Raw genomic sequence first — 6,299 nt, 5'->3', positions numbered from 1 at the left:
TCCCAGCTGTCCACGTGGACAGGTAGCATCAGAGAATCACTCGTCCATTGCTAGGGCGTCCCTGAAGGACCGCATACAGTTCGTTGTCAACCGGCATGAGCACGGTAACGTCCAACGTCAGTTCGCTGTCGACCGGCATGAGCACCGTAACGTCGAACGTGAGCTCGCTGTCGACGGGTCTCAGCACGGCCAACTCCGGCATTACCTCGCTCTCGACGGGTGTCGACTCTCTGTCGGTAGCGATCACCAATACCGTTCAGTATGACGACCCCGACCACACGAGCGTGACGTTCGGTAAGGACGGAACGCCTGTCACGCTGAAGAACGTCGCACCCGGCGCGGTGACTGTAGACAGCCTCGAAGCAGTGAACGGCTCGCAACTCTTCGCGACCGCAACGAGTGTCACCAAGGCGCTGGGTGGTGATTCGACGGTCAACGCAGACGGCACGATCACACTGCCCACCTACACGTTCTCAGACGGCTCGACGTTCAACACCGTCGACGGTGCGCTTACTGATCTCGACGGCCGCGTGACGCAGAACACCACTGACATCACGACCATCAACACGACCCTGAGCACCATCAACAACGGTGGCGGCATCAAGTACTTCCACACCAATTCGACGCTGGCGGATTCCTCCGCAACGGGCGTCGACGCGGTGGCGATCGGCGGCAACGCGGTGGCATCGGCGGATAACGCTGTCGCGCTGGGCTCCAACTCCGTTGCGGATCGCGCGAATACGGTGTCGGTTGGCGCGGCGGGCACGGAACGTCAGATCACCAACGTCGCCGCGGGCACGGAAGGCACCGATGCCGTCAACGTTTCCCAGTTGAATTCGACAGTCGCGTCCAGCGTCGCGAACTCCGTGACTTATGACGATTCGACCCACACCAGAATCACGCTGCATGCGGCAGATACGGAACCGCAGCCTTACGTGACGATCGATAACGTGGCCAACGGCAAGGTCGACGCGACGAGCCACGAAGCGATCAACGGCTCGCAGTTCTACGCGACCGCAGCGAGCACCGCGACGGCGCTGGGCGGTGATTCGACGGTCAACGCAGACGGCACGATCAAGCCGCCCACCTACACGTTCTCAGACGGCTCGACGTTCAACACCGTCGGCGGTGCGCTTACTGATCTCGACGGCCGCGTGACGCAGAACACCACTGACATCACGACCATCAACACGACCCTGAGCACCATCAACAACGGTGGCGGCATCAAGTACTTCCACACCAATTCGACGCTGGCGGATTCATCCGCGCAGGGCGTCGACGCGGTGGCGATCGGCGGTAACGCGGTCGCATCGGCGGATAACGCTGTCGCGCTGGGCTCCAACTCCGTTGCGGATCGCGCGAATACGGTGTCGGTTGGCGCGGCGGGCACGGAACGTCAGATCACCAACGTCGCCGCGGGCACGGAAGGCACCGATGCCGTCAACGTTTCCCAGTTGAATTCGACAGTCGCGTCCAGCGTCGCGAACTCCGTGACCTATGACGACTCGACCCACACCAAAATCACGCTGCATGCGGCAGATACGGAACCGCAACCTTACGTGACGATCGATAACGTGGCAAACGGCAAGGTCGGCCCCAATAGCCACGAAGCGATCAACGGCTCGCAGCTCTACGCGACCGCAGCGAGCACCGCGACGGCACTGGGTGGTGATTCGACGGTCAACGCAGACGGCACGATCAAGCCGCCCACCTACACGTTCTCAGACGGCTCGACGTTCAACACCGTCGGCGGTGCGCTCACTGATCTCGACGGCCGCGTCACGCAGAACACCACCGACATCAACACGATCAACACGACGTTGAACGACATCAACGACGGCGCCGGCATCAAGTACTTCCACGCCAATTCGACGCTGGCGGATTCGTCCTCGACCGGCGCGGAGTCGGTGGCGATCGGCGGCGGCGCGTCGGCGACGGCTGCCAACTCGGTCGCATTGGGCTCCGGTTCGAAGGCGGATCGTGCGAACACGGTGTCGGTCGGTGCGGCAGGCGCGGAACGCCAGATCACGAACGTCGCGGCCGGCACGGCGGATACCGACGCCGTCAACGTGTCACAGTTGAAGCAGGCGGGCCTCATCGACAACAACGGCTCGAACAAGACGGCTGTCACCTACGACAGCGGATCGGACGGCAAAGCCGACTACTCGAGCCTCACGCTCGGCAACGGCACCGGCGCCACGACGCTTCACAACGTCGCGGAAGGCGTCGCGGGCACGGATGCCGTGAACGTGAACCAGATGAACGCCGCGCTGGACCGCGTGACGAACATCGCCGAGAGCAGCGGCAATCCGTTGTTCGCGGCCGACGGGGACCGTAGCACCGAGGTCGCCAGCGCCACCGGCGTACACGCCACCGCGATGGGCGCGAACGCGAGCGCAACCGCCGACAATTCGGTCGCACTCGGCGCGAACTCGATGGCCGATCGTGCGAACACGGTGTCGGTCGGATCGGCGGGCAACGAACGCCAGATCACGAACGTCGCCAACGGCACGCAGGACACCGACGCCGTCAACGTCCGGCAGTTGAACCTGGCATCGGCGCAGGCGCAAAGCTATACCGATTCGCGCATCGCCGGCGTGCAGAGCCAGATCAACAACGTCGCCAGCACGGCTTATGGCGGTATCGCCGCGGCAATGGCCGCAGCGGGACTGCCGCAGCCGACCGGGCCGGGCAAGACCATGGTGTCCGTCGCGGGCGCGCGCTACGCGAGCGCTTCCGGCGCAGCAATCGGCATCTCGTATGTGACGCAGGACGACCGCTGGGTCGTGAAGGCCTCGGGCAATACGAGCAGCTCCGGCAACGTCGGGTTCACCATCGGTGCGGGTCATCAGTGGTAAGCATCTGACGTAGTACCCGAGTGACCAGATCGGTCGACGCAGTCTCTGCGTCGACCGATTTTTATTTGGACGCGCGTCTGGCCCATCTAATCCCTTGGAAAAAATCTGCCTTACAATCGGTCACTACTCTGACAAGCACGTCACGCGCGAACATGAACGAGCGTAAGTCATCCGGACTCGCCGACCGGATCTATAGCGACATCCTCAACAGCATCATGGAAGGCGAGTTCAAAGAAGGCGACCGCCTCCTCACCGAACACGCATTGGCCGAACGTTTCGCGACCTCGCGCCCAACTGTGCGCGAAGCGCTCGCGCGGCTGCGCGCGGACGGCATCATCGTGACGCGGCGCGGATCGGGGACGACAGTCGGACGCCGCCCCGATCCCGACGTGCGCCGTTTCGCACCGCTCGAAACACTATCCGACATTCGCCGGTGCTACGAATTTCGCGTCGTGACGGAGTCCGGCGCGGCGGAACTCGCTGCCATCAAGGCCGAAGAGCAGGATATTCGCGCGATTCAGGAAGCCTGGGACCAACTCGAACGGGTCGTCGAGACGCAGGAAGGCATCGGCGCAAAAGACGATTTCGCGTTCCATCTCGCGGTGGCGCGGGCGTCGAAGAACGCGTTTTTTATCACCGTCCTGTCGTTCATCGAGGAGCAGGTCGAAGTCAGCATGAACCTGTCGCGCAATTTGTCCTTCGTAAAAACGCTCGAACGGCAGCGTGTCGTTCAGCGGGAACATCTCGACGTGCTCGAAGCCATCCGCGCCCGTGATCCCGCGCGCGCCGGCAAAGCGATGAGGACGCATCTCGAAAACGCGCTCGACCGCATGTTCGGCGATTAGCCGCGTCTGGGCGGTTGTCACACAACCTTGGCTAATCGACGCTAAATCGGGAGACGGACGGCAAAGTTGTTTGACAACTTAGAACTGCCTTGCTAACTTCGGCGCACCGTCCGTCGATCCTGCGAGGTCTCATGAATACCGATCCCATCGTTGTCAGCGAGTTGTCCGAATCCGTCGTGGCGGTGCCGCCTCTCGCGCGTCGCGCGGTCTATTCGCTGAATGTCGAAGCAAACCGAAAGTTGATTGCGCACATCGAAGCGGGTGGGGTGCGCACGTTGCTTTATGGCGGCAATGCAAACCTGTACCACGTCGCGGTGGGCGAATTTCGCGATTTGCTTGACATGTTGGCTGCGCTCGCAGCGCCGGGGACGCGCGTGATTCCCGCCGTCGGTCCGGATTACGGCAAGATGCTCGATCAGGCGCGGATTCTCGCTCAGACCCACTACCGCGCTGCGATGATCCTGCCGCTCGCGGGCTTCACGACCGCCGAGGGCGTCGCGACCGGCCTCAGGCGTCTCACCGATATCGCCGGCATGCCGTTCACGCTCTATATCAAAAGCGAAAGTTATGTCGATGTGGACACGCTCGCCGGACTCGTCGATGACGGCACGCTGCTCGCCGTGAAATACGCGATCGTGCAGAACGATCCGGCCGACGACAACTATCTGCGGCGATTGCTGCAAAGCGTGCCGGCATCGAAAGTCGTGTCGGGCATGGGCGAGCGCCCGGCGCTGATTCACGTGCGCGACTTCGGGCTTGCATCGTGGACGACGGGTTCAGGATGCGTCGCGCCGCATGCCGTGACCGCGTTGCTGCATGCCGCGAAAGCAGGGAAGGACGCGGGCGCGCTCTACGAGCGCTTTCTGCCGCTTGAGACGCTTCGCGACGACATCTCGCTGATCCGCGTGCTGCACGATGCCGTGACGCTATCCGGCATCGCCGATATGGGACCGATCCTGCCGCTACTGAGCGCATCGCCTGAAGGCGCGTTGCCCGCCATCGCACGGGAAGCACGTGCGTTACTCGCGTTCGACGAATCGCTTCGCAAATCGTAGCTGAGGGCGAAACCTGCAGGAAACCCCAGTTAAATGCAGGTTAAACGCCGAGGTAACACGCGCTCGGGGTATATCCCGAGAAAGCTTGCAAAGTGCTATCGGCAGAGGAAAAAGCGCTTTGGGACTGTTTCGGTAACAGCCGCGCCGGGCCGGATTTGCTTGACATCCTATAACCCCGTTAGCTATTTTTCAGCATCCCAGTCGCAAGCGAGGACGCACGCGCCTAAAGACACGCGAAGATCAGAACGAAGTACAAACAAACAGGCCGGCGATCAACACAATCGACACATTCACCAAGTCGACCCAATGACCGGACCTCTTCCCGACCGTGGTTGCGAGAGAAGTGAGGAGACAAAATGGCTTTCAAGGCAGGACTGTCAGTGAAACTGGCGGCGATGTGCGTCGCTGTCAGCGCGGCTTTCGGCATGAGCGCGGCCTACGCGGCCGATCCCGTATCGATCAACATCGTCGACGTTGCAGGCAATCTGCAACTGACGCAAAAGGGCTTCGAGGCGTTCAAGGCCAAATACCCGGACCTCGTGTCCAGCATCACGTTCACGAACGCGCCCGCGCCGCAACTGCCGGGCAAGATCAAGGCGATGCAGGCAGCGGGGCGCTCGGACATCGACCTCGTCGTGACCGGCACCGACGCGCTGGCGGCCGGCATCCAGCAAGGCCTGTGGGAAAAGCTGCTGCCCGACAACGCGAAGGCGTTCCCCGGCGTGCTCGACAAATACGCGCCCGGTCCGCGCAAGATGCAGGACATCGCGCAAGGCTACGGTCTCGAAGTGACCTACATGCCGGCAGGACCGCTGCTCGAGTACAACCCGGCCAAGGTCACCGACGTCCCCAAGACGCCGGATCAACTGCTCGCGTGGTGCAAGGCGCATCCGAACAAGTTGATTTATGCGCGTCCGGCGAACTCCGGCCCGGGCCGCACATTCCTGATGGGTCTGCCGTACGTGCTCGGCGACAAGGACCCGATGGACCCGATCAACGGCTGGGACAAGACCTGGGCGTTCCTCAAGCAACTGAACGACTGCATCCCGTACTATCCGGGTGGCACGTCGGCGGTGATGAAGGAGCTGGGTGAAGGCACGCGCGACATGACCGTCACGGTGACTGGCTGGGACATCAACCCGCGCGCGCTCGGCATCGTGCCGGCGGAATTCAAGATCGGCGCATTCGACAACATGACCTGGGTCAACGACGCGCACTACATGGTGATCCCGAAGGGCGTGCCGAAGGAAAAGCTCGACGTGCTCTACAAGCTGATGAACTTCATGCTCGAGCCGGCGCAGCAAGCCTTGACCTATGACGACGGCTATTTCTACCCCGGTCCGGCGGTGAAGGACGTGCCGCTGTCGATGGCGCCCGCGAAGAGCCAGGAAGTCATCCAGAAGTTCGGCCGGCCGGAGTACGCGAAGCTGCTCGCCGACCGTCCGCACGTGCTGCCGCTGAACGCACAGGCCATGGTCGCGGCGTTCCAGAAATGGGACCGCGAGATCGGCGCGGCGAAGACGAAGTAAAAGTCGACGTAT

The 6,299-nt window shown here is 62.3% G+C and carries 4 protein-coding genes; all 4 read left to right on the top strand.

Annotated elements, in window-relative coordinates; all coding sequences use genetic code 11:
* Positions 1 to 95: 95 nt before the first annotated feature.
* The 4 genes from AWB76_RS20280 to AWB76_RS20265 all read left to right on the top strand — a co-directional run bounded on the left by AWB76_RS20280 (position 96) and on the right by AWB76_RS20265 (position 6,287).
* Positions 96 to 2,858: a YadA family autotransporter adhesin gene (locus AWB76_RS20280; RefSeq protein ID WP_061161918.1), complete on the top strand. Its 2,763-nt coding sequence runs from the start codon at positions 96 to 98 to the stop codon at positions 2,856 to 2,858.
* 152 nt (positions 2,859 to 3,010) lie between these two features.
* Positions 3,011 to 3,703: a FadR/GntR family transcriptional regulator gene (locus AWB76_RS20275; protein WP_061161917.1), complete on the top strand. Its 693-nt coding sequence runs from the start codon at positions 3,011 to 3,013 to the stop codon at positions 3,701 to 3,703.
* Between the two features lie 131 nt (positions 3,704 to 3,834).
* The gene (locus AWB76_RS20270; protein WP_061161916.1) at positions 3,835 to 4,758 is read left to right on the top strand and encodes a hypothetical protein; all 924 of its coding nucleotides are present in this window, start codon (positions 3,835 to 3,837) and stop codon (positions 4,756 to 4,758) included.
* A 395-nt stretch (positions 4,759 to 5,153) separates the two neighbouring features.
* Positions 5,154 to 6,287, top strand: coding sequence for an ABC transporter substrate-binding protein (locus AWB76_RS20265; protein WP_374729939.1), 1,134 nt, complete (start codon positions 5,154 to 5,156; stop codon positions 6,285 to 6,287).
* Positions 6,288 to 6,299: the final 12 nt, after the last annotated feature.

It is taken from the genome of Caballeronia temeraria, assembly GCF_001544795.2.
GTDB classification, from domain to species: Bacteria; Pseudomonadota; Gammaproteobacteria; order Burkholderiales; family Burkholderiaceae; genus Caballeronia; species Caballeronia temeraria.
The sequence above is the reverse complement of the archived record's forward strand: the minus strand, read 5'-3'. Positions and strand labels throughout refer to the sequence as shown.

Excerpts from the sequence above, each read along its gene's own strand:
- AWB76_RS20280 (WP_061161918.1), top strand. The coding sequence starts at position 96 with ATGAGCACGGTAACGTCCAACGTCAGTTCGCTGTCGACCGGCATGAGC.
- AWB76_RS20275 (WP_061161917.1), top strand. The coding sequence starts at position 3,011 with ATGAACGAGCGTAAGTCATCCGGACTCGCCGACCGGATCTATAGCGAC.
- AWB76_RS20270 (WP_061161916.1), top strand. The coding sequence starts at position 3,835 with ATGAATACCGATCCCATCGTTGTCAGCGAGTTGTCCGAATCCGTCGTG.
- AWB76_RS20265 (WP_374729939.1), top strand. The coding sequence starts at position 5,154 with ATGTGCGTCGCTGTCAGCGCGGCTTTCGGCATGAGCGCGGCCTACGCG.